Genomic DNA, 26,294 nt, shown 5'->3' with positions numbered 1-26,294 from the left:
TCTGTGCTAACGTCTCCGGTCATCGACATGTTCGCCTCGCGCCCCGACCCCGCCACCGCCTTCGCCCTGGCCCGCGCCTGGTTCCTCGCCGGCCGCCGCGTCGACATGCGCGACCTGGCCGCGGAACTGGGCGTCAGCCGCGCCACCCTCCACCGCTGGGTCGGCAGCCGCGACCACCTCCTGGGCGAAGTCCTGTGGTCCGAGACGTCCTTGGTGTTCGACAACGTGTCCTTCACCGGCCGCGGCGCCGCTGGGATCGCCGATGCGATCGGCGCGTTCGTCTCGACGGTGAACGGCTCCGCGGCCTTCCGGACCTTCCTGCAACGAGAGCCGGAGCGCGCGCTGCGTTTGCTGACGACGAAGGCGAGCGTGGTCCAGTCGCGCACCATCGAGAAGCTCTCGGCCCTCCTGGAAACGGAGGCCTCGGCGGGTCGGCTGGCCGCCCCGCTCCCCGTTCCGGACCTCGCGTATGTCCTCGTGCGGCTGGGCGAATCCTTCATCTACACGGACGTGATCACGGGTGATGAGCCTGATGCGGCGAAAGCGCATGCCGCCGTTTCGGCCCTGTTGGGCTGACCACTAATCCGGCACCGACACGTCGACACACTCCGGCTGACTCGTTCACCCATCTCGCCCTGGTCCGCAACCTCGGCGAGCTTCCTCAGCGTGGCCACGCGTCGTCGTAGTTCTTCTCGGGCGCCACCGGGGAACTCCGGCAACCGCTCCGCCGCCCAGTCCGCGACTTCTCCCACTTCCAGCGTCTTCGCGACCAATCCGCGAAGCCTGAACTCAACCTCGTCCGCCAACCTGCTCCGGCCCACCGCGGCTACCCCTGACCAGCAACGCTTCGCGATCATCGATGGCGTCGTACGCCACGTGCAGTGTCTCGGTCAGGAGTCGTCACTTCCGGGAAGCCACCACGGCGTCATACAGGTCCTTTTTGGACACCCCAGCCCCCTCCGCCACTTCGGACGCCACGGCCTTCAACCGCTCCCCGGCGGCCACCCGAGCCGCGACCTGGTCGACCAAATCCGACACCGACACCGCGGGCGCTACGGCGCCCTCCAGCACCACCGTGATCTCGCCGCGGACCCCATCAGTGGCCCACGAAGCCAGCTCAGCCAAAGTGCCGCGTTTGACCTCTTCGTACGTCTTGGTCAACTCCCGGCACACGGCCGCCCGGCGGGAAGCCCCCAAGGCAGACACCGCGTCCGCCAGCAAGGAACCCAGCCGGTGCGGCGACTCGAAGAACACCACCGTCCGCGGCTCGGAAGCCAAAGCCGCGAACCACCGCGCCCGCTCCCCCGGTTTGCGCGGCGCGAAGCCCTCGAAGCAGAACCGGTCCGAAGGCAAACCGGACAAAGCCAGCGCCGTTGTCACGGCCGAGGGGCCGGGCAGGCAGGTGATCGGCAGATCCTCGGCCACACAAGCCGAAACCAGACGGAACCCGGGGTCCGACACCGAAGGCATCCCCGCGTCGGTCACCAGCAGGACCGTCGAGCCCGAGCGCAGGGCGTCCAGCAGCCCCGGCAGCCGCGAAGTCTCCACGTCCTCGTAGAACGAAACGACCCGGCCCGACGGGGAAACCCCCAGCGCGGCAGCAAGGGCACGCAGCCGGCGGGTGTCTTCGGCGGCAATGACCTCGGCGGTGCCCAGGGCGGTGACCAGGCGGGGCGACGCGTCACCAGGGTCGCCGAGGGGGGTGGCGGCCAGGACGAGCCGGCCGGGCGGAGTGGACATGCACGTCAGCCTAACGACCGACGTCGTAGTATCAGGCCCCGTGACCGCGCTGCTGACCCGTCCCGACGACGAGAGCGTGCGGCCGGACCCGGTCGACGCGCTCCGTCCGCCGACCGACCGCGAGGCCACCCTGCTGGGCCGGGGCATGCCGACCGACCGCTTGCGCAGCTGGGTCGTCACGCTGGTCCTCACGGTGATCGGCGGGATCATCCGCATCCAGAACCTCGGTTTCCCCACCGACAAGGGCACGCCGGTCTTCGACGAGAAGCACTACGTGCCCCAAGCCGCGCAGATGCTGCGCAACGGCGGGTACGAGGACAACGCCGGCTACGAGCTGATCGTCCACCCGCCGCTCGCGAAGGACTTCATCGCCGTCGGCGAATGGCTGTTCGGGTACAACGGCTGGGGCTGGCGCATCATGCCGGCGCTCGCGGGCACGCTGATCATCCTGCTGACCATCCGCGTCGCGCGGCGCCTGACGCGCTCGACGCTGCTCGGCGGCATCGCGGGTGTCCTGGTGATCTGCGACGGCGTGCTGCACCTGCAGTCGCGGATGGGCATGCTCGACATCTTCATCGCGCTGTTCGTGCTGGCCGCGTTCGCGTGCGTGCTGTGCGACCGCGACCAGGTGCGCCAACGGCTCGCGGTGGCCGTGCGCGAAGGCTGGGTGAACGAATCCGCCTGGGGGCCGAAGCTCGGGTTCCGCTGGTGGCGCTTCGCCGCGGGCGTGATGATCGGGCTCACGTTCGGCGTCAAGTGGTCGGCCCTGTACTACATCGCGGCGTTCGGGCTGCTCACGGTGTTCTTCGACGTCGCGGCGCGGCGCGCGGCGGGCGTCGAGCGGCCGTGGGTCGGCACGATCCGGCGCGACGTCGCGCCCGCGCTGTGGGCGATCGTCGTGATCCCGCTGCTGATGTACCTGGCGGCGTTCTGGGCGTGGTTCGCGAGCGACACCGCGACCGACCGGCACTACACCGAGATCAAGGACCTCGATCCCGGCTTCTTCGCCTGGGTGCCGCCGGCGTTGCGCTCGCTCGGCGACTACTCGCTGAACGTCCTGCACTTCCACGAAACGCTGCTGACCCCCAAGGACAACCCGCACCCGTGGGAGTCGAAGCCGTGGACGTGGCCCATGGGCCTGCGCCCGATGCTCTACTACTACGACGGCGACGTCACAGGCTGCGGCGAGTCGCGCTGCGTCGGCGCGACGATGCTGATCGGCACGCCCGCGATGTGGTGGCTGGCGCTGCCGATGCTCGGCTGGGGCCTGTGGCGCTGGCTCTTCCGCGCCGACTGGCGCTACGCCGCCGTGCTCACCGGCTACTTCGCCGGCCTGCTGCCCTGGTTCACGAACATCGACCGGCAGATGTACTTCTTCTACGCCACACCGATGGCTCCGTTCCTCGTGCTCGGCCTGGTGCTGGCGCTGGGCCAGATCCTCGGCGGCGCGAAACTCGGCTTCGAGCGCCGGGGCACCGGGCTGCTCGTCGTCGCGCTCTACACAGGACTCGTCGTGGCCAACTTCGCCTGGCTGTGGCCGATCCTGAACGGCCTGCCCGTCACGACTGCGCAGTGGAACGCCGAGATGTGGCTGCCTTCGTGGCGGTGACAGTCGCGGCGAAGTAGGCACCGGGCGGCACACCGACGGCCCGCCGGAACGCCGCGACGAACGCGCTCGCCGTCGCGTACCCGACGCGGTGCGCGACGGTCGTCATCGACAGGCCCTCGGCCAGCAGCGGCAGCGCCGCGCGCAGCCGCGCCTGCGTGCGCCAGGTCCCGAACGTCATGCGGCAGTCGCGGACGAACGCGCGCGCCAGCGTCCGCTCGCTCGCCCCGACCGCGCGGCCCAGCTCGGCCAGCCCGCGCCGGTCGGCGGGGTCGGCGAGCACCATCGCCTCGACGTCGCGCGCCCGCGGATCCGCCGGCGACGGCACCACGATCGGCGCGACGTCCAACGGCTCCAGCACGTCGAACACGACGGCCTCGGCGCGTTGCCGGGCGCCGTCGGCGGGGCTGCCGGTGAGGTACTCCAGCAGCTCACGCAGCAACGGCCCGACCTGCACGATCCGCGGCTGTGCCCACGTCACGGGGCACTGCAGCGGGTCCGCGTACACGCCGCGCAGCTCGGCGTTGCCCACGGCGCCCGTGCGGTGCGGAACACCCGCGGGCACCCACAGCGCGCGCGTCGGCGGCAGCACCCAGTGCGCCTCCCCGATGCCGACGGCCACGACACCCTCCGCGGCCCAGACGAGCTGGTGCACCGGGTGCTCGTGCCACGGGTACCAGGAGCCGGCGGACAACCGCAGCTCACCCAGCAGCATCGCCCCGGCGTGACCGTCCCACGACATGAGTTGTCAGTCTATCGCCTACCGGTCACCGCCCGCGGTTTCTACCGTCGTGGGTATGCCCATGAACCTGATCCACCGCCGCCTGTGTTCGTCGGAGAAGTGGGCGTCGATGATCGCCGAGGTGCTGCCGCCGTGGCTCTCCCGCTTCGACCTCGGCGACGACGTCCTCGAAATCGGCCCCGGCTTCGGCGCCACGACGCGCGTCCTGCTCGACGTGGTGCCACGCCTGACGCTGCTGGAGATCGACCCGGCGTCGGCTTCGCTGCTGCGCGACTCGTTCGGCTCGCGCGCCGACGTCGTCGAAGGCAGCGGTGCGGACATGCCCTTCGACGCCGGCCGCTTCTCCGCTGTTGTGTGCTTCACGATGCTCCACCACGTCCCCACGGCTGCGCTGCAGAACGCGATCTTCAGCGAGGCCTGCCGGGTGCTGCGCCCCGGCGGCGTGTACTGCGGGACCGACAGCCGGCTGAGCTTGCGCTTCCGCCTCCTGCACCTCGGCGACACGATGAACGTGGTCGACGCCGCGACACTGCCCGCGCGGCTCTCGGCGGCCGGATTCGGTGAGGTGGACGTGCGGCATCGGCAGAAGGAGCGGCTGGAGTTCTCGGCGGTGAAACCGGCGGTCACCGCGAGTAGGTGACGCGTCGCTGCCACCACGGCCACTCCGGTGGCGCCGAGGGGTCGAGCACCGTCCTGCGGCGGAACTCGTCGTCGAGCGGCTTGATGAGCGCACGCAGTGCGGCGCGGCTTCGCCCCGGCAGGGCTTGGAGCACCGTTTCCAAGGTCCAGCGGATCAGGTTCTCACCGCAGGGGCAGCCGGCCACCCGGTGAGCTTCGAGCCGCCGAGGGTTGCGCGCGTGCCGTCGCAGATCGCGAAGCGCGTCGCCGACGTCTCCAGGCCGCAGCACCGTCGCCTCGACGCGGTGGACGTCGGTCAACGCCCACCGGGGCAGACCCGGGATGCGCGAGAACTGGAGATGGGCGCGAGGTCTGACGGGCAGCCCCGCTCGGACAGTGGCCGGTGACCTACGCGCCACGGTAAGCCACCCGGCGCATCCACCGCGGCCAGTCCGGCGGTGCGGCCGGGTCGGGCAGGGACTTCCGATGGATCTCGTTGTCGAGGGGCCGCGGGACTGCGCGCAGAGCTGCGCGGCTTCGTGGCGGCAGCGCGCGAAGAGCCACCTCCAAGTTCCACCTGGTCAGGGGTTCGCAGCAGGGGCAGTCGAGCGTTGCGGAAGAGCCGTCGAGGTGGGCGTTGCGGGCGTACCCGCGCAGGTCACGGACGGCTGTCGCAACGGCTCCCGACCGCAGGTGGATCGCCTCGACGCGGTGGACGTCGGCCAGCACCCACCGAAGCAGACCGGGGATGACCGAGAACTCGCGACCCCAGTGCGGCCGCACCGGCAACCGAGCACGAGCCGCCGCCGGTGACCTACGCGCCACGGTCGACCATCGTGTTGCGGCGGAACCCGGCCTCGGTCGGGCGGACGACGCGGCGCAGCGCGGCCCTGCGCCGGGGCGGCAGAGCGACGAACGCCAAGCCGGCACCCAACGCGCCAGGAATTCGCCGAAGGGACGGTCGACCACCCAGTGGGACAACGACCAGCACCGGGAGCGGGCCCGACGCCGGAAGACGACGAGCGCGCGGTTGACGGCCCCGGACCGCAGGACAGTGGCTTCGGCGCGGTGAACGTCCGCCAGGATCGACCACGGCACGTCCGGAACAGTGGAGAAGCAAGGTCGCGGCCGGATCGGAAGCCCGGCGCGGACAGTGGCCGGCGATCTACGCGCCATGGCCCTTTCGAAGAGTCGTCACCCCACGATCATGCCGCACCGCGCCAGCGAATTTCAGCGGTGCGGCTGCCGCGGGACGATCTGGGTGACCGGGCCGTCCGGGGACTTCCCGGCGCGTGAGAGCCAGCCCTCCACCTCGCGGCGGACGGCGTTCAGCGTGGGCCGGCGCCGTGGCTCCTGGTCGAGGGAGGCACGCAGGATCCGGGCGTGCGCCGAGCGCGTCGGCAGCCGCGACACCGGCTCCGCGCGGGCGGCGGCCATCAAAGCCGCCATCGGGGTCTCGCGCGTGCCGCGCGGGGGCTGGCCGCTCAGGGCGTAGCTGATGGTGGCGGCCAGTTGCCACGCGTCGGAGGCCGGGCTGGCCGGGGCGCCCATCGCCTGCTCCGGCGCGACGAAGTCGGGGGTGCCGATCATCATGCCGGTGGCCGTCATCTTGGAGTCGCCCTGGCTGCGGGCGATGCCGAAGTCGATGAGGTGGGCCAGGCCGGCCGGGTCGAGGATGATGTTGGACGGCTTGAGGTCGCGGTGCAGCACACCCTTCTCGTGCGCCGCGACGAGAGCGCCGGCCATCGTGGACCACAGGCGGCCGGCGGCGACGTCGTCGAGCGGCCCCTGGCCGTCGACCACCTCGGCAAGCGGGCGACCCTCCAGGTACTCCATCACGAGCGCGAGCCCGTCCGGCTCCTCGACCAGGTCGTACACCTTCACGCAGTTCGGGTGGTTCACCGCGGCCAGCGCACGCGCCTCACGCTGCATGCGCTCTTCGGTGTCCCGGTCGGGCGCGTGGGCGATCTTCAGCGCGACCGTCCGGTTGAGCTGCGTGTCGACGGCCTCCCACACCGTGCCGAACCCGCCGTGCCCCAGCCGGCGGACGCGGCGGTAGCGGCTGCCCCCGGCTCCCCGCGAACCCGGCGCCGGCGGAACCGGTCCCGGTGCGGCGGCGAGCAGCCCCGGCGGCTCCGGCGCGGACGCCAGCGCCGTCGCGGGGTACGGCTTGTTCATCGGCGGTGGCGGTGGCGGAGGTGGCGGCAGCTGCGGTCGCGGCGCCGCCTGCGAAACGGGCGGCCGCTCCGGCTCGCGCCGGGGCTCCGGCCGGTTGATCACCGACCACGGCGGCGGCCCGACCAGGCCCACGGGAATCAGCCCCAGCACGCTGAACGGCAGGAAGCCGAGCCAGAAGTGCACGGCAGTGTTGGCCGACATCCCGACGCTCGCCACCACCATGACCACGAACGGGATCCAGAAGAACCGCGACGGCCACTTCGGCCCGCGCCGGAACGCCGTGCGCGCCTGCAGCATGATGAACAACAGCGACCCGGCGGGCAGCACGGTCAGCGCGAGCACGTAGAGCCCGTACGAAAGTTTCAGGCCCTTGTTGTAGAAGATGGCCTCGAAGACGTTGCTGCCGCCGCCCAGGTACGACTTCTGCACGCCCACGAAGCAGTAGGACGTGTCGAGCGTCGAGCGGTCGGCCGCCGACAGCGCGCCTTTGCCCCCGGCGAAAACTTCGCGGAACGTCTCCGAGATGCCGTTCGCCAGCAGCCACGGCAGCACCAGCACGCTCACGATGCCGATGAGCCCGAACACGGTGAGCGTCGTGGCGTCGTACCGATTGCCCGTCCCCTTGCGGACGAGGGCCACCACCAGCGCCCCCAGCGCGGGGAACAGCGCGACGAGCGCACCGGCTGTGGTCGTCGCCCAGACCCAGTCGCCGGGGCAGAACCCCGGGCCGAACAGGGTGTGGGCGAACGAGAGCAGCGCGCTCGCGAATCCGCTCACCGCCTGGTTCCCCTCACTCTCGGTGGCCGGTTGGTACCGCCACGCGGCTGATCCCCGTGGCCCAGCTTAGGACGCACGCCGCCTTCGCGGGGTTGCCGGGTGGGTGGGTCGTGACCGCTGTGAAACCTGCACGACACCCTTCCCGGGGCCATCATGAGGACGGATTGAGGAGAACCGTCGAGGAGAACACTGTCGAGGGAGACACCGTGGGCGCTTATGCGGAAACCTACCGGCGCAGCCTGGACGATCCCGAGGGGTTCTGGCTCGAGGCGGCGAGGGCGATCGACTGGACGAAGCCACCCACGAAAGCCCTGGATGCGTCGCGCGAACCGTTCTACCGGTGGTTCCCCGACGGGGAGCTCAACACCGCCTACAACGCGCTCGACCGGCACGTCGACGGCGGCCGCGGCGGGCAGGCGGCGCTGATCTGGGACTCACCGGTCACGGGGCAGAAGCGGCGCTACACCTACAGCGAGCTGCGTGACGAGGTGGCGACGTTCGCCGGTGCGCTCACGTCGCTCGGGGTCACGAAGGGTGACCGCGTGATCCTGTACCTGCCGATGGTCCCCGAGGCCGTGATCGCGATGCTCGCGTGCGCGCGGATCGGCGCGGTGCACTCGGTGGTGTTCGGCGGGTTCGCGCCCAAGGAGCTCGCCGCGCGCATCGAGGACGCGAAGCCGAAACTCGTGATCGCCGCGTCGTGCGGGATCGAGCCGACTCGGGTCGTCGAGTACAAGCCGATCATCGACGCGGCGCTGGAGATGACCGAGCACCAGCCCGACCACGTCGTGGTGCTGCAGCGCGAGCGGGCGACGGCCGAACTGTCGGGCACGGACCTCGACTGGGTCGACCTCGTCGAAACCGCCGAACCGGCCGACCCGGTGCCGGTGAAGGCGACGGATCCGCTGTACATCCTGTACACGTCCGGCACCACCGGGAAGCCGAAGGGCGTGGTGCGCGACGCGGGTGGCCACGCCGTCGCGCTGGCCTGGTCGATGGGCGCGGTCTACGACATCCACGCGGGCGACACCTGGTGGACGGCGTCGGACGTCGGCTGGGTCGTCGGGCACTCCTACATCGTCTACGCGCCGCTGCTGATCGGGGCGACGACCGTCCTGTACGAGGGCAAACCGGTCGGCACACCCGACGCGGGCGCGTTCTGGCGCGTGATCGCCGAGCACGGCGTGGAAGCGCTGTTCACGGCGCCGACCGCGCTGCGGGCCGTCAAGAAGGTCGACCCGGGCTCGGCCGAACTCAAGAAGTACGACCTGGCGAAGTTCCGCACGCTGTTCATGGCCGGCGAGCGCCTCGACCCCGAGACCTACCAGTGGGCGAGCGAGATCCTCGGCACGCCCGTGATCGACCACTGGTGGCAGACCGAAACGGGCTGGCCCATCGCCGCCAACCCGCGTGGCCTCGAGCCCATGCCGGTGAAACCGGGGTCGGCGACGAAACCCGTACCGGGCTGGGACGTGCGCGTGCTCGACCAGAACGGCGAGGAGCTGCCCGCGGGCCGGGAGGGCGCGATCGTCGTGAAGCTGCCGCTGCCACCGGGCTCGCTGCCGACGCTGTGGGGCGACGACGAGCGCTACCGCGAGGCGTACCTGTCGCGTTACCCCGGCTACTACCTCACCGGCGACTCCGGCTTCGTCGACGAAGACGGCTACCTGTTCGTCATGGGCCGCACCGACGACGTGATCAACGTGGCCGGCCACCGGCTGTCCACGGGGTCGATGGAGGCGGCGCTGGCTTCGCACCCCGCCGTCGCGGAGTGCGCGGTGATCGGCGTCGCCGACGAGCTCAAGGGCCAGGTGCCGCGCGGGTTCGTGGTGCTGAAGGCGGGCGCGGACGTCGATGAGGGCGAGCTGCGCGAGGAGCTCGTGGCACTGGTGCGCCGTGACGTCGGGCCGGTGGCGGCGTTCCGCGACGTGTCCGTGGTCGAGGCGCTGCCGAAGACGCGTTCGGGCAAGATCCTGCGCAAGACCATGCGCGGCATCGTCGACGGCCGCGACGAGCCGGTGCCCTCGACGATCGAGGATCCCGGTGTGCTCGACGCTTTGCGAGCGGTTCTGCGTCGCTGAGACAGCCAAGTGCTGACATTTTTCCAAGACGCGAGGTGGCGGGCGCGGGCATCGTCGTCCGCATGAACGAGTACCTGCACGTGGTCCACGACGGCCCGGCCGAAGCGCCGCCGCTGCTGCTCATCCACGGCTCCGGCGCCACGGGCGGCTCCTGGAGCGAACTGGTGCCCGCGCTGGCCGGGCACCACCACGTCATCCGGCTCGACCTGCCCGGCTGCGGACGGTCGACGCCGCCGCCGTCGTTCGCCGTACCGGCGCAGGCTCGCCGGGTCGCCCGGCTGCTCGACGAGCTGGGTACCGGCCCGGCCGTCGTCGCCGCGCATTCGAGCGGCGGGTACGTGGCCACCGCCCTCGCCGAGCAGCGGCCCGACCTGGTGAGTTCGCTTGCGCTGATCAGCACCGGCCCGCGGATGAGCGCGCTCCTGCCGCAGCCGCTGATCCTGCGCCTGTTGCTGGCGCCGCCGTTCGGGCCGCTGCTGTGGCGGCGGCGGTCGGACGCGGTGATCCGCCGCGGGATCGGCGCGACGATGGCGCGTGCGGTCGACGTCCCGGACGACATGGTCACCGAACTGCGCGGCACGACGTACCGCGCGTTCCGGCAGGTGCTGCGCCACAACGGCGCGTACGTCGGCGAGCGGAGCGTGCCGGACCGGCTGGCCAAGCTCGACGTGCCGGTGCTGGTGGTCTTCGGGGCGGCCGATCCGCGCTGGGATCCGGCGTCGGCGCACGACTACGAAGCGGTCGCGCGGGTCGAGTTCCTGCCCGGCGTCGGGCACGTCCCGCTCGTCGAGGAGCCCGCGAAGACCGGTCAGCTGCTGCTGGCCTTCGCGGCGACCCGCCTGTGACCGGCGGCGCTTAGCGTGGTGGCGTGCAGGCCTTCGACTGGGCGGACGTGGACGTCGCGGTTCCGCCGCGACGGCTGCCGGGCCTCCGCATGGCGGGGTTCCGGCACCGCGTGCCCGCGCCCGTGGACATCACGATGGTGGCGCACCCGGCCGTGACGGTCCTCGTGGACTTGAGCGACGGCCTCGGCTACCGCGCGTTCGGGCGGCGCGGCCGGGGCAGCGTCGTCGTCGGGCTGTGCCCCGGCGAACCGCGGGCCGATGGCCGGATCGGCGAATGCCTGCAGATCCGGCTCGAACCGGCGGTGGCTGCCGCGGTCCTCGGGTCCGATCCCGGCGAAGCGGTGCCGCTCGCGGACGTCTGGGGCCGCGACGGCTCGCGCTTCGAGGACCGGCTGCGCGAGACGGCGTCGTGGGACGCCCGGTTCGCGCTCGCGGCCGGGTTCGTCCGCCGGCGGCTGGGTGCACGCTCGGTCGACGCGGAGGTCGCGCACACCTGGCGCCGCACGCTCACCAGCCACGGCCGCGCCCGCGTCGAAGGCCTGGCCGACGAAGTGGGCTGGAGCCGCAAACGCCTCTGGGCGCGGTTCCGGGCGCAGCTGGGCATCACGCCGAAACGCGCCGCCCGGCTGGTGCGGTTCGACCACGCCGCCCACCTGCTGGCGTCGGGGTGTGCGCCCGCCGACGTCGCGGCCGCGAGCGGGTACGCCGACCAATCCCACCTGCACCACGAGGTTCGCGCGTTCACCGGGCTCACTCCTGCGGCCGTGGCCGCCGCCCCGTGGCTGTCCATCGACGACGTCGCGTGGCCGGGGTGAGCGGCCAGCCTTTCGGCTGTTGTCCGCGGCCGGCTTACTGGTCTATACCTCTTGGGGACAACCCGCTCCTTGACCGGAGGTACCCCTGTGAGGAAGAGCTTGTCCAGAGCCGTACTGGGTGTCACCGTGGTGGGGCTCGCGGCGCTGGGGTTGCCGGCGTCCGCGTCGGCGGCGCCCGCGGCCCCCGAGCGCAGTGTCACCGACCTCGTCCCGTTGCCCGTGCAGGCCAAGGCGGATCCGAAGGGCGACTTCACGCTGTCGCCGCTCACGGTGATCCGCGCGGGCAAGGGCGCGAACCAGGTGGCCGGGTACCTGCGCGGCCTGCTGCGGCCCGCCACCGGCTACCCGTTGCCCGTGGTGCCGGCGAACGCCGGACTGCCCGCGATCTCACTGGAACTCGGCCATGCGGACCAGCGCGTCGGCGCCGAGGGGTATCAGCTGGCCGTCGCCAAGTCCGGCGTGACGCTGAAGGCGAACACGGCCGACGGACTGTTCGAGGGCGTGCAGTCACTGCGGCAGCTGCTGCCCTCGGCGATCGACGCGAAGAGCGTGCAGTTGCGCAAGTGGACGATCGCCGGCGGGACCGTCCTCGACTACCCGCGCTTCGCCACGCGCAGCGCGATGCTCGACGTCGCGCGCCACTTCTTCACGCCGGCGCAGGTGAAGACGTACATCGACCAGCTCGCGCAGTACAAGATCAACACCCTGCACCTGCACCTGGCCGACGACCAGGGCTGGCGCATCGAGATCAAGAGCTGGCCGCGCCTGGCGACCGAGGGCGGCAAGACCGCCGCGTACGGCGACCCCGGTGGCTACTACACGCAGGCCGAGTACCAGGACCTCGTCGCGTACGCGGCATCGCGGCACATCACGGTCGTGCCGGAGATCGACATGCCGGGGCACACGAACGCGGCCCAGGCGACGTACGCGGAGCTGAACTGCGACGGCATCGCGGTCCCGCCGCGCACCGACACCGAGGTCGGCTACAGCTCGCTGTGCATCGACTCGCCGACGACGTACCGGTTCGTCGACGACGTGATCCGCGAGCTCGCCGCCATCACGCCCGGCAAGTACCTCGGCATCGGCGGCGACGAGGCGCACTCGACGTCCGAAGCGGACTACAAAGCCTTCTACGCCAAGGTGAACCCGATCGTCGCGAAGTACGGAAAGCTCATCACGGGCTGGCACGAAATCGCGAAGTCGGACCTGCCGGCCACGGCAGTGCCGGAGTACTGGGACCAGGGCGGCGCGAACGCCGACCTCGCGTCGTTCGCCGCGCGCGGCGGCAAGCTGCTGATGGCTCCGTCGAACCACGCGTACCTCGACATGAAGTACACCGAGGACACGCCGCTCGGCCAGGACTGGGCGGGTCTCGTCGAGGTCAAGGACGCCTACGACTGGGACCCGGCGACGCTGGTGCCAGGTGTCGGCGAGGCGAACGTCGCGGGCGTTGAAGCTCCACTGTGGACGGAGACGATCCGCACGAACGACGACATCGAGTACATGGCGTTCCCGCGCCTGCCCGGTCTCGCGGAGATCGGCTGGTCGCCGCAGTCCGCGCGCGACTGGGACACCTACCGCGTGCGGCTCGCCAAGCAGGCACCGCGGTGGGAGGCGCAGGGGATCGACTTCTACCGGTCCCCGCAGGTCGACTGGAAGTGACGCACGCGGGGCCCCGGCGCGCCGGGGCCCCGGTCAGCCGGCGTTGCGCAGCCGCCAGCGCCGGACCGAGCTGCGGATCCCGCCGGAGTACGACCGCGACAGCGCCGGTGTCTCGAGGATCTGTTCTGCGCGCCGCACCCCCGCCTCGGCGAGGCACGGCTCGAGCTGCGCGAAGTTCGCGAACGCGATCAGGTGAACCTCTTCGACGGTCGGCGCCGCCGGGTCGGACTCGACCACGCGGAGGGCGCCGGCCGTCGGCACACGGCCCGGCTCCAGCACGCGCAGGTACCAGCCGCAGCGGCCGGAGTCGATGACCGTCGGCACGACGTCCTTGCGGCCCGTGCGCATCGCCAGCTTGAAGCACGGCTGCCGCGGCTGCGAGACCTGCAGCCGCGCGTCGCCCCACTCCCACACGTCGCCGATGCGCACCTCGGATTCGTCCGCGCCGGCCACGGCGAGGTTCTCGCCGAACGCGCCCAGCTCGACGTCGAACCCCTCCGCGGTCCACGCCGGGTAGTGCTGCGCGGGGTAGGCGTAAACGGCTTTGTCGACCCCGCCGTGCACCTTCAGGTCGGCCTGTTCGTCGCCGTCGAGGTTGAGCCGGGTGAGTTCCAGCTCCGGCTCGGCCACGCGGCCCTTCACGATCGCACTGCGCACGGGCCGTTCCCGCCGGCGCCCCAGCACGGCGGGCCGGCCGACGAAAACACCGGCGAGTTCGAGGGTGGTCACGTTCGCGAAGCTAGCACGCGGCCCACCGCAGGTCAGGTGCTTTTGACCGCCGCTGGAGCCGAGCCCGCGACGGCCTCCGGCGGCACTGCCCGCAAACGCTTGCGACGGGCGTGCCGGGCCGTCACGAGCCGATCGGAGCCGACCTTGGCCGGCAGTCCTGATCGGACCGGCCGGCCGTTTGCCGGCGACACGAACCGGTTGATCTTGATATTGGGCGCCGTTCGGTGTGGTCTGGAGCACAACTGCCCACCGGAAGGAGGGTTCCGACGATGAGACTGTGGCCCCGGCGCCGCGCCTCCCGGTCTTCGCGACGCGCCCGCGACGAGGTCTCGGCGCTGATGCCGTACGGCCCGTATTCCTCCGTACGCGTGCGCAACGACGCCCTCGAGCCTGGAGCCGACGGGCGGAACGTCGCGTATTGCTGCTTCACCGACCCCGACGAGGCAACGCGGTGCCACGCCGCGTGGCAGCAGCACGCTCCGGCTCTGACGAGCACGCTCGTCCACGGCCGTCGCAGCGCCTTCGAGCCGGATGTCGAGGGCTACTACGTCGACGCGGACGGAACTCGGCACGGCGGGCAGCCGCCCGAGATCCTCGCGCTGATGGCCGAACTGGCCCCGCCGAGCGCCGAGGAAGTGGCCGCCCAGCAGGCCCACGAGGCCGAACAGGCCCTCGAAGCCGTGCGAGCGGAGAAGGCCGCGTGGGAAGCGCGGCAGCCGAAGGAGGTCGTGCTGGCCGAAGCGGGCGACGACTCCCCGATTCCGCACCACGACAAGTTCATCAAGGCCACCCGGATGATGGTGGGCGGACAGCCCGTCGATCGGGTGAAGTTCCACTTCGCCGAGTTCACCGGCGACGAGCCGGAGCCGGCCACGCTCGCGCACGAAGACGCCGACACCGAGCAGCAGCGCCTGATCTGCGACGAGTTCGACGTGGCGCACACGTTGTGGGCGAAGGCGGTCTACCGGCGCGAGGCCACGCCGGTGCTGCGCGCCGCCGCTGCCGCCTGGCCCCAGGTCGCCGAGGCCTTCACGCGGATCGAGCAGGCCTGGTCGGATCTCGACCACCCGCCGCACGGTTGGGAAGTCGCGGTCAAGCACCTGCTCGACGCCCACGACCACGCGAGGCCCATCGTGGAGAACTGGGAGCACGACCACGCCCGCGAACTGGCCACCGTCGGCGCCGAACTGACCTTCACCAGCGGTGAGCTGGCCGACCTGCGGAAGCAGCTGAGCGTCGAGCTGGGCATCGACAACATCGAGGAGTGGCACATCGGCCGCATCGACGACCACGACGCCGATGCGCTCGACGCCGGCCTCCAGCACGGAGCGAGCGAGCAGCTCGAAAACCTCATCAAGCCCCAGCGCGACCGGCTCGCCCTGATCGCCGACGTCGCGGGGCGGCTGACGGCGTGAGCCGGCCGGAATCCGCGGCCGCGTCCGCCTGAGCCGGTGGATTCGGGAGTTCAGCGGACGGAACTGTGCCTTCCCGCGCCGCACGCGCTCCAGTGAGGTCAGCGCCGGCACCCAGCGGGAGCGGCCCGGCACCGTTGCCTGGGTCCGGGCCGCACCCGGCCCCTCGGGGTTCAGCCGTTCAGCGCCGCCGATTCCTCGTCGCTGAACAGGCGCGAGCGAATCAGGAAGCGAACGCCGTCGGGTGCGGATCCCTTGCGTGGTCAGGCTTTCGCCGTCTCGCGGATGGCTTCGTCGACGGAGCGGGGTGCCAGTGGGTCGACGAACAGCTCCCGCAGGAACAGGCCGCCGAGGTGTTCGATGGTGAGGCCGGGTTCCTTGCCGGTGAGTCCGTTCACGCGGCCGCCGACGCGGAAGGCCGCACGGACGACCCCGGCGGGCAGCGTGCGCACCGCGCGCGGTTTGCCCGCGGCGCCGGCCATACGGCTGAGCATGTCGGCCCAGCGCAGGTTTTCCTCGACGACCGGGATGTCGGCACCCGACGCGTCTTCGAGCGCGTCGACCGTCGCGATGCCGACGCCGCGCGCGCTCGTCGCCGCGCTGCCACCCGGCGGTGCGAACAACGGCGCCGACGACCGCACCCACTTCACCACCGGCCGCGACCACTCCGGCACCCGCCCGGGTGCGACGCCGAACACGTAGGGCACCTCGATGAACGCCACCGGGAGGTCCGGTCCCGCCGTCTCACGCGCGACGCGCGCCTGTTCGAGCCGGCTCCGCACGTACGGGTGCTTCGCCGCCAGGCCCCACTCGGGATGCACCCGGTCGAAGTACGTGTAGTAGGACGCGAGCACCGCCGCCCGCGTGCACCCGGCCGCGCGCGCCGTCTTCAGCAACGCCACCACCGGCGCGACGTTGCCGGCGTGCAACCGCGGGCCGACGGGTCCCTTGTCGATCCGCCGGTCGTCGGTACCGCCCGCGAACACCACGCCGTCGTGTCCGGCGAGCAGTTCCCGCAACTCGTCTTCCGCGGCCGTCGCGACGTCGACGACCCGGTCGACGCCTTCGCGGCGCGTGCGAGCCACCGTGGTCGTCTCGTGCCCGCGCAGCCGCAGCTCCGCCAGCACGTGGTACCCCAGCAAGCCGCTTCCACCCACCACCAGGATTTTCATGGCGAAGATCATCGCGGACGGGCGGTTCGCGGGCCAGCCGTGCCCACACACGCCGGCGCTTTCCTTCCCGCAGAGGAAACTCTCGCGCGCCGTGGGTGCCGCGCGGCCGTTGGCTTCGGCGGCGACGGCATCGGCACCCGCCGGCACCCGCCGGCGTGCGGCGGTGGTACCGGCGCAGCCTGCCCTGCTGGACCTCTTCGCGGTCGATGAGGTGAACCCCACGTAGACACCGTCTACCTCGGTTTGATAGACAGTGTCTACAAGGTGAACCAGGGGTTACGGAGATCGACATGGGCTTCCAGAAATTCGTCGCCGTCGGCGACAGCTGCGCCGAGGGGCTCGACGACCCGTACCCCGACCACAGCCAGTACCGCGGGTGGGCCGACTTCGTCGCCGGCCGGCTCGCGCAGGACGAGCCCGGGTTCCGCTACGCGAACCTCGCCGTCCGCGGCCGTCGCCTCGACCAGATCATCACCGAGCAGCTGCCCGCCGCCGAGCGCCACGAGCCCGACCTCATCGCCCTGTTCGGCGGCGGCAACGACGTGATGAGCCGCGGCTGGGACGCGCGCACGGTCGCGCGCCGGGTCGACGCCGCGATCCGCCGGTGCACGCACATCGCGCCCACCGTAGTCACGTTCACCCTCAGCGACGTCGCCCACCGCATGCCCTTCAGCGCCCGCATGCGCCCGCGCGTGACCGCCCTCAACGACGCCATCCGGGAGGCCTCGGTGAGCTACGGTGCCAAGCTCGTGGACCTCTGGCCCGACCACGCCGCCCACGACTCGCGCTACTTCGGCCCCGACCGGTTGCACCTGTCCGAAGCGGGCCACCTCCGCGTGGCCGGCCACGTGCTCGACCGCATCGACGTCGGCCACGACCACGGCTGGCTCCAGCCGCTCCCGGGCTTGCCCGCGCGCCCGAGCCTGCGCGCCGACCTGCAGTGGTTCTGGCAGGAGGTCGTGCCGGTCGCCCTCACGCGCCTGCACAACCGCCTCATCGGCCGCTCACCCGGCGACGGCTTCTTCCCGAAGCGCCCCGAACTGTTGCCCGTCGCCTTCTCCGAAGCGCAGCTGTGACCGCGCGCCGGCGGCTGATCACGACCGCGGCCACGCTGCTCACCGACGAGGGTGTGGACGCGGTCACGCTCCGGGGCATCGCGAAGGCCGCCGGCGTCTCCCACGGTGCGCCCCTACGCCACTTCTCCGGTCGCGCGGAACTGCTGTCGGCGGTCGCGACCCTCGGCTTCGCGCAACTGCTCGAACGCGGCACGAAGCTGCCGGACGGGACCGCTCGCGAACGCGTCACCGCCGCCTGTCACGCGTACGTCGACTTCGCGCTCGCCAACCCCGCGATGTTCGAGCTGATGTTCCGCCGCGACCTCATCGACGCGACCGAACCAGGGCTCGTCGCCGCGAGCAGCGCCGTCTTCGACTACTTCGCCGAGCTCGTGCGCCTCGACCGCGAAGCCGCGCACGACGACCGGCTCAAGCCCGGCACGGACCCGCGACTCGTCGCGGCTTCGCTGTGGGCCGCGTTGCACGGCCTGGCCCAGCTGTGGCTGTGGGGCGGGCTGGCGGGCGCGAGCTTCGCGCCGTCGCCGGAATCGGCCCTCGCGGTGACGCTCGACGCATACCTGGGCTGACACTCGGCGCGGAGCCGCTGCCGACGAAGCTCGGCGTCTCCGGCCGCGCGCCTGATCACCAGCCGGTGGGCAACGCGCGGATCCCGAACTCCCGGCGCAGCGCGGCTTTCGCGGCGTGCAGCCCGGCCATGCCGTGCACGCCGGGGCCCGGCGGGGTGGCGCCGGAGCAGAGGTAGACACCGCCCAACGGCGTCGTGTGCGGGTTCCACCGGACGACCGGGCGCGCGAGCAGCTGCCGCAGCGTCAGGGCGGCGCCGGAGATGTCGCCGCCGACGTAGTTCGCGTTGTACGCCTCGAGTTCCGGCGCGGGGACGCCGCGGGACGCGAGAACCGTGTCGCCGAAGCCGGGCGCGAAGCGTTCGATGCGGGCGCGCACGATCTCCGTGGCGTCGAGGGGATCGCCGTTCGGGACGTGCGCGTAGGCCCAGATCGGCTGCTTGTGCGCGAGGCCGCGCGACGGATCGGCGGCCATCGGCTGGGCGAGCAGGACGTACGGCTCGTCGGCGCGGCGCCCGGCAGCCACGGTGTTCTCGGCCACCCGCACCTGCGCGGCCGTCCCTCCGATGTGGACGGTCGCGGTGTTCGCGAGCTCGGGTTCGCGCCACGGGATCGGTTCGGAGACGAGGAAGTCGACCTTCGCCGCGGCGGGACCGTAGCGCACGTTCTCCAGCGCGCGGCGGTAGCGCGGCGGCAGGAGTGGTCGCGCGAGGTCGAGGAAGCCGCGCGGGCCGACGTCGAGCAGCACCGCGCGGGTCTTGGCGAACTGCCGCAGGTCGGTGACGCGGCTGTGCACGTGGACCCGACCGCCGTGCGCGCGGAAGTCGGCGACGAGGGCGTCGGTGAGCACCTGCGTGCCGCCGCGCGGAACGGGCCAGCCGCCGGCGTGCGCGAGGTGGCCGAGCAGCACGGCCGTGCCGCCGGCGACGAGCGAAGGCAGCCGGCCCATCGGGTGCGCGGCGACGCCGGCCAGCAGCGCGGGCGCTTCCGGGCCGCGGAACAGGAGTTCGTCGGCGCCGGTGCCGAGGGCGAGCACGCGCGGGGCCAGCACGGCGGCGAGGCCTGGCGTCGGTGGCCGGCGGAGGTCGCCCAGGAGCAGGTCGGTCAGCTCTCGCGTGTGCTCGACGAGCGGTCCCATCAGGTGGCGCCAACGGTCGGCGTCGGGGCCGAGCCGGGCACACGTGCGCTCGAGATCCGCGTACGCGAGACCAGTGCGGCGTCGATCGACGGGATGCCCGTACGCGACTTCGGGCTGACAGAGCTCGACACCGTGCGCGGCCAGGTCGAAGCCGCGGAAGAACGGCGAAGCGACGGCCATCGGGTGCACGGCCGAGCAGACGTCGTGGACCACGTCGGCGTCGAACAGCCGCGCCGACCGCGCGCCACCGCCGGGCTCGGGCGCCGCTTCGTGCAGGTCCACGGCGAGCCCGGCGCGCGCGAGCAGCACGGCGGCGGCCAGGCCGTTGGGGCCGGAGCCGACCACCACGGCGTCAGCGGTCGAATCCACTCACGGATCGTATCGACACGCGGGCACCCTGCTACCCGTCCGAACACCTGATCGAATATTGTCGTACCCCGCGCCTACCTTGGGACCCCACACCGGCCCACCCGGGCCGGCCCGGCAGGAAAGGGGGATCATGCCCGCCCACGACACGCAGCTGGAGCGCATCCGCAAGCTGCTCGCCAAGGCCGAAGACCCGGCGGTGACCGCGGAAGAAGCCGAGCTGTACAACACGAAGGCGGCCGAGCTGATCGCCCGCTACGGCGTCGACAACGCGATGCTGGCCGCCACCGGGCACGGCACCGACGACATCACGGTGCTGACGATCCCCATCGACAACCCGTACAGCCGTGACAAGGCGAGCCTGCTCACGAACATCGCGTACCCGTTGCGCTGCCGCACGCTGCTGCACCGGGTCGGCCAGGGCGTCGAGTCGGTCACGGTGTTCGGGTTCAAGTCCGACCTCGGGCGGGTCGAGTTGCTGTTCACGAGCCTCCTGCTGCAGGCGAGCACCCAGCTCACGCGCGTCCGGCCCGACGCGCGGATCTTCCGCGAATCGCTCGCCGCCTACCGGCGCACGTGGCTGCACGGCTTCGCGCGCGCCGTCCACGAACGGCTGGTGCGCGCGGAGACGACCGCCGCGCGCGAGCACCCGGGCTCCGGGCGGCACTCGGCGGAACTCGTGGTGCGCGACCGCACGGCCCTCGTGCAGACCGCTTTCGACCGCGAGTACGGCGACCTGCGCGCGGCGGGCCCCCGGCGGCTCTCGGGATCGGGATACCGCGAGGGCCACCAGGCGGGCACGCGAGCGACGCTGGACCCTGCGGCGCTGACACGGCGGAGGCAGGCGTTGCCGGTGCGGTGACGCGGAATCAGGAGGCGGCGGTGGTGATGCGCATCGAGGATCTCGCCACTCGCCCGGACCTGCGCCGGCCCGCGCTGGAGCTCGGCGTGGTCGGCGGCGAGTTCCTGCGGCACGACGTGGTGGGCGACCTGGCGGCGTCCGCGCGGCTCGCGGCGCGGTGGCCGGAGTTCTTCCTGGTGTTGCTGGAAAACGACGTCCCGGTGGCGCGTGCGGCGGCGATCCCCGTGGCGTTCCCGACGGACGAACGCCCCGGCCTGCCGGACCACGGCTGGGACGGCGCGTTGCTGTGGGCGGCGCAGGACGTGCTGGATGGGCGTGAGCCGACCACGCTGGTGGCGCTGGAGGTGACCGTCGCGGAGCGGGCGCGTGGACGAGGTGTGGCAGCGCTGGCGTTGACGGAGCTGAGGAACCGCGCACGAAACGCGGGCCTCGCGCGGCTCGTGGTACCCGTGCGGCCGACGGGCAAGGCGAACCACCCGTTCGAGTCCATTGAGGACTACGTGGCCCGCCGCGACGAGCGGGACCGGCCGGTGGATCCGTGGCTGCGCAACCACGAGCGGCTGGGCGCGCAGACGGTGAAGATCGCGCCGTTCGCGATGACCGTCACGGGCACGCTCGAGCAGTGGGAGCAGTGGACGGGTGTTCGGCTCGGCGACGGCCGCACGGCGGTGCCCGGCGGGATCGCGCCCGTGCTGGCGTCGGTGGCGCAAGACCTGGGCGTGTACGTCGAACCGAACGTGTGGGTGGAGCACCCGCTCTGACCCGGGTTACCGTGGGCGCGTGTGTTCTTCCCGGCAGGAGCTCGTGACGCCGATCTTCGGCGACCACTCCCACCGGTGTGACTTCTACGGCTGACGACGGCCCCGCGCCCGTCAGACAAGGAACCCACAACCGAAGAGGAACGCCAGCATGCCCGAGAACGCGCAGACGACCTGGGTGCTCAAGCACATGCCCGTCACCGCGCAGGCGGTCGCCGAGCTCGCCCCGGCGCTCGCCGGGAAGCGGCTGGCGATGTGCCAGCACGTCGAACGAAGACGGCCGCGCTCGTGACGCTGCTCGTGCGCGCCGGCGTCGACGTCCGCCTGACCGGGTCGCCCGGCACGACCCACGACGACGTCGCCGAAGCGCTCGCCGAGCTGTACGTCGCCGTCTTCACCCGCCGCGGTGACGGAGAAGCCGAGCACGCCGAGAACATCCGGCGGGTGCTCGACGTCGAACCCGACTTCGCGCCCGACAACAGCGGCGACCTCACGATCGAACTCCTCAACCGGGGCGTCCCGGCGACCTACCTCGGCGGCACCGAAGAGACCACCACCGGCGGGCTCCGCCTGCGCGAGACTCCGCACGAGCTCGGCCGGCCCGTTTTCGTCATCAACGACTCGCGGCTGAAACTCCTGGTGGAGAACGAATTCGGCGTCGACCAGAGCGTGGTGCAGGGGTTCCTCAACGCCACCAACCTCATGGCCCCCGGCGTGCGCGCCGCCGTGCTCGGTTACGGGCCGTGCGGCAAGGGCGTCGCCGACACGTTGAGCCGGCTGGGCGCGCGAGTGTCCGTGTGCGACATCGACCCGATGCGCGCACTGGAGGCGATCCTCAACGGCCACCGCGTCAGCACCACCGCCGAGGTCGTGGCCGACGCGCAGCTCGTGTTCACCGCCACCGGCCGACCGGGGGGTGCTGGGTGAGGCAGAACTCGCGGCACTGCGCGACGGCGCCGTGCTCGCCGGCGTCGGCCACTTCGCGTGGGAGATCGACCGGGCGGCGCTGGCCGCGAAGACCAGGAGCACCGTCGAGTACGGCGAACCCTCGCGCCGCACGGGGTACGTGCTCGAAGCCGGCCGCGAGATCGTGCTTCTCGATCAGGGCCGGATGCTCAATCTCGCCGCCGCCAATGGGAACTCGATCCAGGCCATGGACCTCGGCCTGACGCTGCAGGCGCGCAGTCTCGGCGCCGTCGCCGCGGGCGGGCTGGCCGCGCGAGTGCAGCCGGTGCCCGCGGACGTCGAGCACCGCATCGCAACGGACTTCGTCGCCGCGTTGCGTAGCTACTCCGGCGGCAGAAAACCGTGCTCCGACAGGTCGAACCAGTTGCCTTCCGGGTCGATCGCGCGGTACTCGGCGAACGGGCGGTCGCCACCCCGCAGCACAGGGCGCGGCACGCCCGCTTCGGCGAGCCGCTCGGCGATCGGCGGGATCTCGTCCACCTGGAACCCGAAGTGGTTGAACCCAGTGGCGACGTCGCCGTCGAGCCGCTGCTGAATCAGCGCCAGGTTGAGGTAGCCGTCGGTCACGAAGTGGCTGCCGTCGGGGTCGGTGTGGAACAGCTCCAGGCCGAACTGCTCGCAGTAGAACGCGGTCATGCGTTTCGCGTCCTGCACGACGAAAGCGAGGTGGCGCAGGCGGGGGCGGGTCATGCGGTCGGTCCTTTCGGGATCATGTTGTGGAACGCGGCGATCGTGAGTTCGCCGGCGTGGCGGACGACGGCCTGCGCGTGCGTCTTCACGCCGGCGGGTGCGATCTCCGACGTCGCGTGCACGAGCGACAATTCCGCTGTCAGGCGGCGGATCAACGTGACTTCCGTGGAAAGCGTCGTGTCGCGGTACGCCGTCGCGAACAGCTGCGCGTGCCCCGTTTCGACGGCGCGGCGGCCGACGAGCGCCTCACCGCGGACGTTCACGAAGTCGACGTCCTCGGCGAAGACGGACGCGAACTGCGCCGCGTCACCGCTGGCCCAGCCGTCGGCCATGGTGCGCCATAACGCGCGGATCGAGTCGCCGGTCATGTCCGCACCAGCACCCTCAGTGGCAGGGGCTCGCACTCGCCGTCCCAGGCGGCCAGCGAGTAGTAGAAGCCGCCGTGCCGGCGTTCGAGGTAGCAGACGACATTGAGCGGCCAGCCGCTGCTGCGGAACACGTATGCGTCCATCGGCGTCGGCCGATCGCTGAGCGGACGACCGCGTTCGCACTCCGGCCCGAGCCGGTGCCAGTCGGGGTGCAGGTGGACGGAGCCGAGCACGTCGAGGCCGCGAGCGCCGGCGTCCCGGGTGATGCGCAGCAGATCCGCCGGGTCGAGCCACCAGGCGCGCACCGAGTTCTCATACGCGGAGCCGAAGCGCGGCACGATCGTCGTCGCGAACTCCTCGCGCGCGCTCGGGTCCGTGGTCCGCGCGTTGCGGCCGAACGCAAGGTCCGAAACGAGCAGCGCGTCTTCGGCGAACGTGCCGAGCAGCACGGCGAAACAGGGTCTCGGTTCGTCGGGCTTGATGAAAGCGTATTCAACGGCGGCCGCGTCGAGGAAACGTTGCAGCACTTCGTCGGAGAACAGCGCGGAAAGGGCCGTCTTCCCGATGAGCGGAACGGGGACCAAGGATCTCACGCGAGGCACCGTAACCAGCGCGGATGCGGCCAGGCCATGATCATCACGGGATCGGCCCTATTGCATCCAGCGATAATATTTCGGGCATGCGCCTGGAAATCCGGCACCTCGAGCTCGTGGTCGCGATCGCCGAGGCCGGGAGCCTGCGCAGAGCCGCTGCGCGGCTGCACCTCACGCAGCCGGCGGTGACCACGCAGCTCAAGCGGATCGAGCAGTTCCTCGGCGGACCGCTGTTCGTCCGTTCGGTCGAAGGCGTGCTGCCGACGCACACCGGCACGGAATTGGTGCGCGACGCCCAGAAACTGCTCCACGGCTTCGACGCGCTGCAACGCACCGCGCGGCTCAACGCTCAGCACGAAGCCGGCGCACCCGTGCGCGTCGGCGGAATTCCGGCGCAGCAGTTCAGCCTGCTCGTCAACACCCTCACGGCGATGCTGCCGCGGCGCGAAGTCACGAGCCGCACGATCCGGGAAACCGGTGCGCTGAGGGCGTTGCTGCGCTCGGGCGAGCTCGACGTCGCCGTGATGCGCTGCTTCCCCGGGTTCCCACTGCTGCCGCAGGACGGCGTCGAACACCGGCTGCTGCTGAGGGAACCGTTGTTCATCGGCGTTTCCGAGCACCACGCGCTGGCCGAACGCGACGAGGTCGACCTGGCCGAGCTCGCGGACGAGAAGTGGGTGATGCCCGACCCCGACGACAGCGGGATGAACGAGTTCTTCGCCCGCACGTGCGCGGTCGCGGGCTTCGACCAGCACATCACGCACCTGACGAACGAAGCGCACGTCGCGTTCGCGCTCACCGCCGAAGGCCGCGCGATCTGCCTGCTCTACCCCATCGGCACCGACCGCACCGGCATCGCGACGCTCTCGCTCGCCGGCACCCCGCTGCACCGCGAGCTGGTTCTCGCGTGGCGCACGGATTCCCCGCTCGCTTCGCTCGTGGACGACGTGTGTGCCAAGATCGAGAGCGGCTACCTCGCGCTGGTCGAGGGTTCGCGGTTCTACCGGAAGTGGTGGCACGACGGCGGTTCCGCGTTCGCACTGCCCTGAACTCCGGAAGGAACGCCGATGCCGATCCGCGGTCTGAACCACGCCGTACTGTGGGTGCGCGACGCCGCGCGCAGCAGCGCGTTCTACGTCGACGTGCTGGGGTTCCGCGCGGTGCACACGTCGGAGCGCGCGGTCTTCCTGCAGGCGCCGGAATCCCGCAACGACCACGACCTGGGCCTGTTCGCGATCGGCGACGCGGCCGACAGCCCCGCGGGCCACGGCGCCGTCGGCCTGTACCACCTGGCGTGGGAGGTCCCGACGCTCGCGGACCTGCGCACGTGCCGCGAGGCGCTGACCGCGGCCGGCGCGCTCGTCGGCGCCACCGATCACGGCACGACCAAAGCGCTGTACGCGAAGGACCCGGACGGCATCGAGTCGGAGATCTGCTGGCTCGTCCCGCAGTCGCTGATCACCGACGCGGACCGCGCCCACAACGGTCCGCTCGACCTCGACGCCGACCTCGCCCGCTACGGCGCCGACACGCCCGGCGAGTCGGCGCGGATCCCGGTCTGACCCCAGCCGGGCAGCCACACGCCCCGCGTCCGGCGCGAATCCCGGTCCGGCACGAGGTGCTCACGCAGCAGCGCGAGCGCTGGGTGCGGGTGCTTCCGGCGCCACACCAGGAAGTGCGGGTACAGCGGCGCCGGATCGACGACGGGGATGCGGCGCAGGTCGTAGTGCTCGGGCCAGAAGTAACGCGAGCCCTCGCCGACGAACGTGGCGAGCTCGGCCGACGCGGCGATCTCGTCGAGCATGGCCTCGTTGCCGAAGTTCGGCCCGTCGACGTCGATCGTGAGCCCGAACTCGGCGGCCAGCTCGCGGTAGTACCCGCCCCACTCGGTGGCGGGTGACATGTCCGGCATCCAGACGCGGTGTTCGGCCAGCTCGTGCAGCGACACGTCGGTGTGGTCCGCGAGGGCGTGGCGCGGCCCGACGAGCAGCTCGTGCGGCTCGTCGTACACCCACGTGCTCACGACACCGCCGGGCAGCTCACCCGCGGGCACCGCCCGGAACGTCGCGTCGACGCCACCCTCCGCGATCGCCGCCACGGTGGCCGCGGTGTCCGGGCCCAGCGTCATGATGTCGAGCTGCACGTCGGGGCAGGCGAGGTGGAACTGCCGCACCAGCTCGGCGACCTTGATGCGCCGGTTCAGCACGTCCACGCGCAACGGCCGCCGGCCCGGCCGCACCGCCGCCACCGCGCGCTCCCCGGCGGCCAGCAGCTCCCGCGCGTGCGGCAGGAACGCCACCCCGTCGTCGGTCAGGGCCGCGCCGCGCGCCGTCCGCGTGAACAGCCGCACCCCGAGCTCCCGCTCCAACGCCACGACCCGCTTCGACACCGCCTGCTGCGACACCCCCAGCTCGGCCGCCGCCTCCTGGAACCGCCCCTCGTCCACCACGGCGACGAACGTCCGTACGAACTCCAGCTCCACGAAGCGCGATTCTAAGCCGGTTCCCGGTCCGCGCCGCCTGCGAACACGAACCCGC

The 26,294-nt window shown here is 71.8% G+C and carries 28 protein-coding genes and 2 pseudogenes; 18 read left to right on the top strand and 12 right to left on the bottom strand.

What is annotated here, in order from left to right; genetic code table 11:
• The first annotated feature begins 27 nt into the window (after positions 1 to 27).
• Entirely contained in the window at positions 28 to 576 is a 549-nt protein-coding gene (locus I6J71_RS02845; protein WP_204096831.1) for a QsdR family transcriptional regulator, read from the top strand.
• A gap of 324 nt (positions 577 to 900) precedes the next feature.
• Here I6J71_RS02845 and rsmI read toward each other — a convergent pair whose 3' ends face one another.
• On the bottom strand, positions 901 to 1,740 hold the full coding sequence (rsmI, locus tag I6J71_RS02840; protein ID WP_204093294.1) for a 16S rRNA (cytidine(1402)-2'-O)-methyltransferase: 840 nt from the start codon (positions 1,738 to 1,740) through the stop codon (positions 901 to 903).
• A 40-nt stretch (positions 1,741 to 1,780) separates the two neighbouring features.
• Here rsmI and I6J71_RS02835 point away from each other — a divergent pair, with 40 nt between their 5' ends.
• Positions 1,781 to 3,349: a dolichyl-phosphate-mannose--protein mannosyltransferase gene (locus tag I6J71_RS02835; protein ID WP_204093293.1), complete on the top strand. Its 1,569-nt coding sequence runs from the start codon at positions 1,781 to 1,783 to the stop codon at positions 3,347 to 3,349.
• Here I6J71_RS02835 and I6J71_RS02830 read toward each other — a convergent pair.
• Positions 3,300 to 4,061, bottom strand: coding sequence for a helix-turn-helix domain-containing protein (locus I6J71_RS02830; RefSeq protein ID WP_204096830.1), 762 nt, complete (start codon positions 4,059 to 4,061; stop codon positions 3,300 to 3,302). The two genes, I6J71_RS02835 and I6J71_RS02830, sit on opposite strands and share 50 nt — an antisense overlap.
• An 82-nt stretch (positions 4,062 to 4,143) precedes the next feature.
• On the opposite strand from I6J71_RS02830, the gene I6J71_RS02825 reads away from it, so the two are divergent.
• Positions 4,144 to 4,728 carry a class I SAM-dependent methyltransferase gene (locus I6J71_RS02825; RefSeq protein WP_204093292.1) on the top strand — a complete coding sequence of 195 codons (585 nt, stop codon included), beginning with the start codon at positions 4,144 to 4,146 and terminating at the stop codon, positions 4,726 to 4,728.
• On the opposite strand, the gene I6J71_RS02820 is transcribed toward I6J71_RS02825, so the two are convergent.
• Together I6J71_RS02820 and I6J71_RS02815 are read right to left on the bottom strand one after the other, a co-directional pair.
• A complete protein-coding gene (locus tag I6J71_RS02820) occupies positions 4,712 to 5,026 on the bottom strand; it encodes a hypothetical protein (protein ID WP_204093291.1) in 315 nt (104 codons plus the stop codon). The genes I6J71_RS02825 and I6J71_RS02820 overlap by 17 nt on opposite strands.
• Positions 5,027 to 5,936: 910 nt before the next feature.
• On the bottom strand, positions 5,937 to 7,661 hold the full coding sequence (locus I6J71_RS02815) for a serine/threonine-protein kinase (protein WP_204093290.1): 1,725 nt from the start codon (positions 7,659 to 7,661) through the stop codon (positions 5,937 to 5,939).
• A gap of 206 nt (positions 7,662 to 7,867) precedes the next feature.
• Here I6J71_RS02815 and I6J71_RS02810 point away from each other — a divergent pair, with 206 nt between their 5' ends.
• From I6J71_RS02810 to I6J71_RS02795, 4 genes are all read left to right on the top strand, one after another.
• Complete coding sequence (locus I6J71_RS02810) at positions 7,868 to 9,742, top strand: propionyl-CoA synthetase (RefSeq protein WP_204093289.1); 1,875 nt, start codon at positions 7,868 to 7,870, stop codon at positions 9,740 to 9,742.
• A 62-nt stretch (positions 9,743 to 9,804) separates the two neighbouring features.
• Positions 9,805 to 10,587 (top strand): alpha/beta fold hydrolase, encoded by a 783-nt coding sequence (locus tag I6J71_RS02805; RefSeq protein WP_204093288.1) that lies wholly within the window; start codon positions 9,805 to 9,807, stop codon positions 10,585 to 10,587.
• Between the two features lie 23 nt (positions 10,588 to 10,610).
• Entirely contained in the window at positions 10,611 to 11,402 is a 792-nt protein-coding gene (locus tag I6J71_RS02800) for an AraC family transcriptional regulator (RefSeq protein ID WP_239154388.1), read from the top strand.
• 87 nt (positions 11,403 to 11,489) lie between these two features.
• Complete coding sequence (locus tag I6J71_RS02795) at positions 11,490 to 13,064, top strand: beta-N-acetylhexosaminidase (protein ID WP_204093287.1); 1,575 nt, start codon at positions 11,490 to 11,492, stop codon at positions 13,062 to 13,064.
• Positions 13,065 to 13,097: 33 nt separating this feature from the next.
• Here the strand turns inward: I6J71_RS02795 and I6J71_RS02790 are convergent, their stop codons facing one another.
• The gene (locus I6J71_RS02790; protein WP_204093286.1) at positions 13,098 to 13,793 is read right to left on the bottom strand and encodes an MOSC domain-containing protein; all 696 of its coding nucleotides are present in this window, start codon (positions 13,791 to 13,793) and stop codon (positions 13,098 to 13,100) included.
• 269 nt (positions 13,794 to 14,062) lie between these two features.
• On the opposite strand from I6J71_RS02790, the gene I6J71_RS02785 reads away from it, so the two are divergent.
• Positions 14,063 to 15,208, top strand: a complete 1,146-nt coding sequence (locus tag I6J71_RS02785) for a hypothetical protein (RefSeq protein WP_204093285.1) — start codon at positions 14,063 to 14,065, stop codon at positions 15,206 to 15,208.
• 170 nt (positions 15,209 to 15,378) lie between these two features.
• Here I6J71_RS02785 and I6J71_RS50275 read toward each other — a convergent pair.
• Together I6J71_RS50275 and I6J71_RS02780 are read right to left on the bottom strand one after the other, a co-directional pair.
• Positions 15,379 to 15,456, bottom strand: a pseudogene (locus I6J71_RS50275) (DUF779 domain-containing protein); the annotation flags it as partial.
• 12 nt (positions 15,457 to 15,468) lie between these two features.
• Positions 15,469 to 16,377, bottom strand: a complete 909-nt coding sequence (locus tag I6J71_RS02780) for an NAD(P)-dependent oxidoreductase (RefSeq protein WP_204093284.1) — start codon at positions 16,375 to 16,377, stop codon at positions 15,469 to 15,471.
• Between I6J71_RS02780 and I6J71_RS02775 the strand changes: the two genes are divergently transcribed.
• The 3 genes from I6J71_RS02775 to I6J71_RS02765 all read left to right on the top strand — a co-directional run bounded on the left by I6J71_RS02775 (position 16,376) and on the right by I6J71_RS02765 (position 18,019).
• Positions 16,376 to 16,603 carry a hypothetical protein gene (locus I6J71_RS02775; RefSeq protein WP_204093283.1) on the top strand — a complete coding sequence of 76 codons (228 nt, stop codon included), beginning with the start codon at positions 16,376 to 16,378 and terminating at the stop codon, positions 16,601 to 16,603. The two genes, I6J71_RS02780 and I6J71_RS02775, sit on opposite strands and share 2 nt — an antisense overlap.
• Positions 16,604 to 16,667: 64 nt before the next feature.
• Positions 16,668 to 17,453, top strand: a complete 786-nt coding sequence (locus I6J71_RS02770) for an SGNH/GDSL hydrolase family protein (protein WP_204093282.1) — start codon at positions 16,668 to 16,670, stop codon at positions 17,451 to 17,453.
• Positions 17,450 to 18,019, top strand: coding sequence for a TetR/AcrR family transcriptional regulator (locus I6J71_RS02765; RefSeq protein ID WP_204093281.1), 570 nt, complete (start codon positions 17,450 to 17,452; stop codon positions 18,017 to 18,019). The genes I6J71_RS02770 and I6J71_RS02765 overlap by 4 nt, the downstream gene beginning before the upstream one ends.
• Positions 18,020 to 18,074: 55 nt before the next feature.
• Here I6J71_RS02765 and I6J71_RS02760 read toward each other — a convergent pair whose 3' ends face one another.
• On the bottom strand, positions 18,075 to 19,523 hold the full coding sequence (locus tag I6J71_RS02760; protein WP_204093280.1) for an NAD(P)/FAD-dependent oxidoreductase: 1,449 nt from the start codon (positions 19,521 to 19,523) through the stop codon (positions 18,075 to 18,077).
• A 130-nt stretch (positions 19,524 to 19,653) separates the two neighbouring features.
• Here I6J71_RS02760 and I6J71_RS02755 point away from each other — a divergent pair, with 130 nt between their 5' ends.
• The 5 genes and pseudogenes from I6J71_RS02755 to I6J71_RS50270 all read left to right on the top strand — a co-directional run.
• Positions 19,654 to 20,382, top strand: coding sequence for a DUF2786 domain-containing protein (locus I6J71_RS02755; RefSeq protein ID WP_204093279.1), 729 nt, complete (start codon positions 19,654 to 19,656; stop codon positions 20,380 to 20,382).
• 26 nt (positions 20,383 to 20,408) lie between these two features.
• Complete coding sequence (locus tag I6J71_RS02750) at positions 20,409 to 21,143, top strand: GNAT family N-acetyltransferase (RefSeq protein ID WP_204096828.1); 735 nt, start codon at positions 20,409 to 20,411, stop codon at positions 21,141 to 21,143.
• Between the two features lie 148 nt (positions 21,144 to 21,291).
• Entirely contained in the window at positions 21,292 to 21,432 is a 141-nt protein-coding gene (locus tag I6J71_RS02745; protein ID WP_204093278.1) for a hypothetical protein, read from the top strand.
• The gene (locus I6J71_RS02740; protein WP_204093277.1) at positions 21,429 to 22,067 is read left to right on the top strand and encodes a hypothetical protein; all 639 of its coding nucleotides are present in this window, start codon (positions 21,429 to 21,431) and stop codon (positions 22,065 to 22,067) included. The genes I6J71_RS02745 and I6J71_RS02740 overlap by 4 nt, the downstream gene beginning before the upstream one ends.
• Positions 22,057 to 22,215: pseudogene (locus I6J71_RS50270) on the top strand (hypothetical protein); the annotation flags it as partial. The gene I6J71_RS02740 and the pseudogene I6J71_RS50270, both read left to right, overlap by 11 nt.
• A gap of 212 nt (positions 22,216 to 22,427) precedes the next feature.
• Here the strand turns inward: I6J71_RS50270 and I6J71_RS02730 are convergent.
• From I6J71_RS02730 to I6J71_RS02720, 3 genes are read right to left on the bottom strand one after another with little or no spacing between them, the layout of a single operon-like run.
• On the bottom strand, positions 22,428 to 22,796 hold the full coding sequence (locus I6J71_RS02730; RefSeq protein WP_204093276.1) for a VOC family protein: 369 nt from the start codon (positions 22,794 to 22,796) through the stop codon (positions 22,428 to 22,430).
• A complete protein-coding gene (locus I6J71_RS02725; RefSeq protein ID WP_204093275.1) occupies positions 22,793 to 23,164 on the bottom strand; it encodes an SgcJ/EcaC family oxidoreductase in 372 nt (123 codons plus the stop codon). The genes I6J71_RS02730 and I6J71_RS02725 overlap by 4 nt, the downstream gene beginning before the upstream one ends.
• Positions 23,161 to 23,757, bottom strand: coding sequence for a hypothetical protein (locus tag I6J71_RS02720; RefSeq protein ID WP_204093274.1), 597 nt, complete (start codon positions 23,755 to 23,757; stop codon positions 23,161 to 23,163). Before I6J71_RS02720 ends, I6J71_RS02725 begins: the two co-directional genes overlap by 4 nt.
• A gap of 86 nt (positions 23,758 to 23,843) precedes the next feature.
• Between I6J71_RS02720 and I6J71_RS02715 the strand changes: the two genes are divergently transcribed.
• Both I6J71_RS02715 and I6J71_RS02710 read left to right on the top strand, forming a co-directional pair.
• Positions 23,844 to 24,806 (top strand): LysR family transcriptional regulator, encoded by a 963-nt coding sequence (locus tag I6J71_RS02715; protein WP_204093273.1) that lies wholly within the window; start codon positions 23,844 to 23,846, stop codon positions 24,804 to 24,806.
• 18 nt (positions 24,807 to 24,824) lie between these two features.
• Positions 24,825 to 25,319, top strand: coding sequence for a VOC family protein (locus I6J71_RS02710; protein ID WP_204093272.1), 495 nt, complete (start codon positions 24,825 to 24,827; stop codon positions 25,317 to 25,319).
• On the opposite strand, the gene I6J71_RS02705 is transcribed toward I6J71_RS02710, so the two are convergent.
• A complete protein-coding gene (locus I6J71_RS02705; protein ID WP_204093271.1) occupies positions 25,274 to 26,239 on the bottom strand; it encodes a LysR family transcriptional regulator in 966 nt (321 codons plus the stop codon). The two genes, I6J71_RS02710 and I6J71_RS02705, sit on opposite strands and share 46 nt — an antisense overlap.
• Positions 26,240 to 26,294: the final 55 nt, after the last annotated feature.

This window comes from Amycolatopsis sp. FDAARGOS 1241 (assembly GCF_016889705.1).
In the GTDB taxonomy this organism is placed as follows: domain Bacteria; phylum Actinomycetota; class Actinomycetes; order Mycobacteriales; family Pseudonocardiaceae; genus Amycolatopsis.
The sequence above is the reverse complement of the archived record's forward strand: the minus strand, read 5'-3'. Positions and strand labels throughout refer to the sequence as shown.

What these genes read in the sequence shown, in the direction of transcription:
- I6J71_RS02845 (WP_204096831.1), top strand. Translation starts at nt 28, where the DNA reads ATGTTCGCCTCGCGCCCCGACCCCGCCACCGCCTTCGCCCTGGCCCGC.
- rsmI (WP_204093294.1), bottom strand. Translation starts at nt 1,740, where the DNA reads ATGTCCACTCCGCCCGGCCGGCTCGTCCTGGCCGCCACCCCCCTCGGC.
- I6J71_RS02830 (WP_204096830.1), bottom strand. Translation starts at nt 4,061, where the DNA reads ATGCTGCTGGGTGAGCTGCGGTTGTCCGCCGGCTCCTGGTACCCGTGG.
- I6J71_RS02825 (WP_204093292.1), top strand. Translation starts at nt 4,144, where the DNA reads ATGCCCATGAACCTGATCCACCGCCGCCTGTGTTCGTCGGAGAAGTGG.
- I6J71_RS02805 (WP_204093288.1), top strand. Translation starts at nt 9,805, where the DNA reads ATGAACGAGTACCTGCACGTGGTCCACGACGGCCCGGCCGAAGCGCCG.
- I6J71_RS02785 (WP_204093285.1), top strand. Translation starts at nt 14,063, where the DNA reads ATGAGACTGTGGCCCCGGCGCCGCGCCTCCCGGTCTTCGCGACGCGCC.
- I6J71_RS02775 (WP_204093283.1), top strand. Translation starts at nt 16,376, where the DNA reads ATGGCGAAGATCATCGCGGACGGGCGGTTCGCGGGCCAGCCGTGCCCA.
- I6J71_RS02780 (WP_204093284.1), bottom strand. Translation starts at nt 16,377, where the DNA reads ATGAAAATCCTGGTGGTGGGTGGAAGCGGCTTGCTGGGGTACCACGTG.
- I6J71_RS02770 (WP_204093282.1), top strand. Translation starts at nt 16,668, where the DNA reads ATGGGCTTCCAGAAATTCGTCGCCGTCGGCGACAGCTGCGCCGAGGGG.
- I6J71_RS02755 (WP_204093279.1), top strand. Translation starts at nt 19,654, where the DNA reads ATGCCCGCCCACGACACGCAGCTGGAGCGCATCCGCAAGCTGCTCGCC.
- I6J71_RS02750 (WP_204096828.1), top strand. Translation starts at nt 20,409, where the DNA reads ATGCGCATCGAGGATCTCGCCACTCGCCCGGACCTGCGCCGGCCCGCG.
- I6J71_RS02745 (WP_204093278.1), top strand. Translation starts at nt 21,292, where the DNA reads ATGCCCGAGAACGCGCAGACGACCTGGGTGCTCAAGCACATGCCCGTC.
- I6J71_RS02730 (WP_204093276.1), bottom strand. Translation starts at nt 22,796, where the DNA reads ATGACCCGCCCCCGCCTGCGCCACCTCGCTTTCGTCGTGCAGGACGCG.
- I6J71_RS02725 (WP_204093275.1), bottom strand. Translation starts at nt 23,164, where the DNA reads ATGACCGGCGACTCGATCCGCGCGTTATGGCGCACCATGGCCGACGGC.
- I6J71_RS02715 (WP_204093273.1), top strand. Translation starts at nt 23,844, where the DNA reads ATGCGCCTGGAAATCCGGCACCTCGAGCTCGTGGTCGCGATCGCCGAG.
- I6J71_RS02710 (WP_204093272.1), top strand. Translation starts at nt 24,825, where the DNA reads ATGCCGATCCGCGGTCTGAACCACGCCGTACTGTGGGTGCGCGACGCC.